Genomic DNA, 3,215 nt, shown 5'->3' with positions numbered 1-3,215 from the left:
AAAAGATTTTACCAAGCAAAACCGAGTGAGTTCATTGATTGAATTCTCAAAAAAATCGCGCGTCTGTATTCATACAGACATCACATTATTAATAACAGATTAAGTTATTAAGGGCGCACGGTGGATGCCTTGGCACTAGAAGCCGAAGAAGGACGTTACTAACGACGATATGCTCTGGGGAGCTGTAAGTAAGCACTGATCCAGAGATTTCCGAATGGGGAAACCCAGCATGAGTCATGTCATGCTATCCATATGTGAATACATAGCATATGAGAAGGCACACCCGGAGAACTGAAACATCTAAGTACCCGGAGGAAGAGAAAGAAAACTCGATTCCCTGAGTAGCGGCGAGCGAAACGGGAAGAGCCCAAACCAGGGTGCTTGCATCCTGGGGTTGTAGGACACTCTATACGGAGTTACAAAGGAACGATTTAGACGAATGACTTTGGAAAAGTCAACCAGAGAAGGTAAAGGTCCTGTAGTCGAAAAGTCGTTCCCTCCTGAGTGGATCCTGAGTACGGCGGAACACGTGGAATTCCGTCGGAATCCGGGAGGACCATCTCCCAAGGCTAAATACTCTCTAGTGACCGATAGTGAACCAGTACCGTGAGGGAAAGGTGAAAAGCACCCCGGAAGGGGAGTGAAATAGAACCTGAAACCGTGTGCTTACAAGTAGTCAGAGCCCGTTAATGGGTGATGGCGTGCCTTTTGTAGAATGATCCGGCGAGTTACGTTTTGATGCAAGGTTAAGCAGTGGATGCGGAGCCGCAGCGAAAGCGAGTCTGAACAGGGCGAATGAGTATCAGGACGTAGACCCGAAACCAGGTGATCTACCCATGTCCAGGTTGAAGTTCAGGTAACACTGAATGGAGGACCGAACCGACTTACGTTGAAAAGTGAGCGGATGAGGTGTGGGTAGCGGAGAAATTCCAATCGAACCTGGAGATAGCTGGTTCTCTCCGAAATAGCTTTAGGGCTAGCCTCGCATGATGATTACTGGAGGTAGAGCACTGTTTGGACTAGGGGCCCCCCTCGGGTTACCGAATTCAGACAAACTCCGAATGCCAGATAATTTAATGCGGGAGTCAGACTGCGGGTGATAAGGTCCGTAGTCGAGAGGGAAACAGCCCAGACCACCAGCTAAGGTCCCAAAATATATGTTAAGTGGAAAAGGATGTGGCGTTGCCCAGACAACTAGGATGTTGGCTTAGAAGCAGCCATCATTTAAAGAGTGCGTAATAGCTCACTAGTCGAGTGACGCTGCGCCGAAAATGTACCGGGGCTAAACATATTACCGAAGCTGTGGATTGTCCGCAGGACAATGGTAGGAGAGCGTTCCAAGGGCGTCGAAGCATGACCGTAAGGACATGTGGAGCGCTTGGAAGTGAGAATGCCGGAGTGAGTAGCGAAAGACGGGTGAGAATCCCGTCCACCGATTGACTAAGGTTTCCAGAGGAAGGCTCGTCCGCTCTGGGTTAGTCGGGACCTAAGCCGAGGCCGACAGGCGTAGGCGATGGATAACAGGTAGATATTCCTGTACCACCTGAGATTGTTTGAACGATGGGGGGACGCAGAAGGATAGGCGATCGTACTGTTGGTTATGTACGTGCAAGCATTGAGACTGAGTATCAGGCAAATCCGGTACTCTTAAGGTCAGGATGTGATGCGGAGCGAAATTAAGTAGCGAAGTCGTCGATTTCACACTGCCAAGAAAAGCCTCTAGTTAGAGATCAGGTGCCCGTACCGCAAACCGACACAGGTAGTCAAGATGAGAATTCTAAGGTGAGCGAGCGAACTCTCGTTAAGGAACTCGGCAAAATGACCCCGTAACTTCGGGAGAAGGGGTGCTTTTTAGGGTGCAAGCCCTGAAGAGCCGCAGTGAATAGGCCCAAGCGACTGTTTATCAAAAACACAGGTCTCTGCAAAACCGTAAGGTGACGTATAGGGGCTGACGCCTGCCCGGTGCTGGAAGGTTAAAAGGAGTGGTTAGCATCTGCGAAGCTACGAATTGAAGCCCCAGTAAACGGCGGCCGTAACTATAACGGTCCTAAGGTAGCGAAATTCCTTGTCGGGTAAGTTCCGACCCGCACGAAAGGCGTAACGATTTGGGCACTGTCTCAACGAGAGACTCGGTGAAATCATAGTACCTGTGAAGATGCAGGTTACCCGCGACAGGACGGAAAGACCCCGTGGAGCTTTACTGCAGCCTGATATTGAAATTCGGCACAGCTTGTACAGGATAGGTAGGAGCCTTTGAAGCGTGAGCGTCAGCTTACGTGGAGGCGCTGGTGGGATACTACCCTGGCTGTGTTGACTTTCTAACCCGCGCCACTTATCGTGGCGGGAGACAGTGTCAGGCGGGCAGTTTGACTGGGGCGGTCGCCTCCTAAAGAGTAACGGAGGCGCTCAAAGGTTCCCTCAGAATGGTTGGAAATCATTCGCAGAGTGTAAAGGCACAAGGGAGCTTGACTGCGAGACCTACAAGTCGAGCAGGGTCGAAAGACGGACTTAGTGATCCGGTGGTTCCGCATGGAAGGGCCATCGCTCAACGGATAAAAGCTACCCCGGGGATAACAGGCTTATCTCCCCCAAGAGTTCACATCGACGGGGAGGTTTGGCACCTCGATGTCGGCTCATCGCATCCTGGGGCTGTAGTCGGTCCCAAGGGTTGGGCTGTTCGCCCATTAAAGCGGTACGCGAGCTGGGTTCAGAACGTCGTGAGACAGTTCGGTCCCTATCCGTCGTGGGCGTAGGAAATTTGAGAGGAGCTGTCCTTAGTACGAGAGGACCGGGATGGACATACCTCTGGTGTACCAGTTGTCGCGCCAGCGGCATAGCTGGGTAGCTATGTATGGACGGGATAAGTGCTGAAAGCATCTAAGCATGAAGCCCCCCTCAAGATGAGATTTCCCAACTTCGGTTATAAGATCCCTCAAAGATGATGAGGTCAATAGGTTCGGGGTGGAAGCGCAGTAATGTGTGGAGCTGACGAATACTAATCGATCGAAGACTTAATCAATTATCAGATTTTTTGACCGGCTTTGCCTGGTTTCTTCTTCCTTGCTTATCTAGTTTTGAGAGTACAATATTCTCACCCTGTCTGGTGATGATGGCAGAGAGGTCACACCTGTTCCCATACCGAACACAGAAGTTAAGCTCTCTAGCGCCGATGGTAGTTGGACTTACGTTCCGCGAGAGTAGGACGTTGCCGGGCA

At 50.9% G+C, this 3,215-nt stretch carries 2 rRNA genes; both read left to right on the top strand.

From position 1 onward, the window contains the following. The first annotated feature begins 97 nt into the window (after window positions 1-97). A 23S ribosomal RNA gene (locus ERX55_RS11195) occupies window positions 98-3,019 on the top strand. An 80-nt stretch (window positions 3,020-3,099) separates the two neighbouring features. Then, a 5S ribosomal RNA gene (rrf, locus tag ERX55_RS11190) occupies window positions 3,100-3,214 on the top strand. Window position 3,215 lies beyond the last annotated feature (1 nt).

The organism is Macrococcus bovicus (assembly GCF_004359575.1).
Taxonomy (GTDB): domain Bacteria; phylum Bacillota; class Bacilli; order Staphylococcales; family Staphylococcaceae; genus Macrococcus; species Macrococcus bovicus.
Note: the sequence above shows the minus strand (reverse complement) of the source record. Positions and strands in the feature narration are given on the sequence as shown.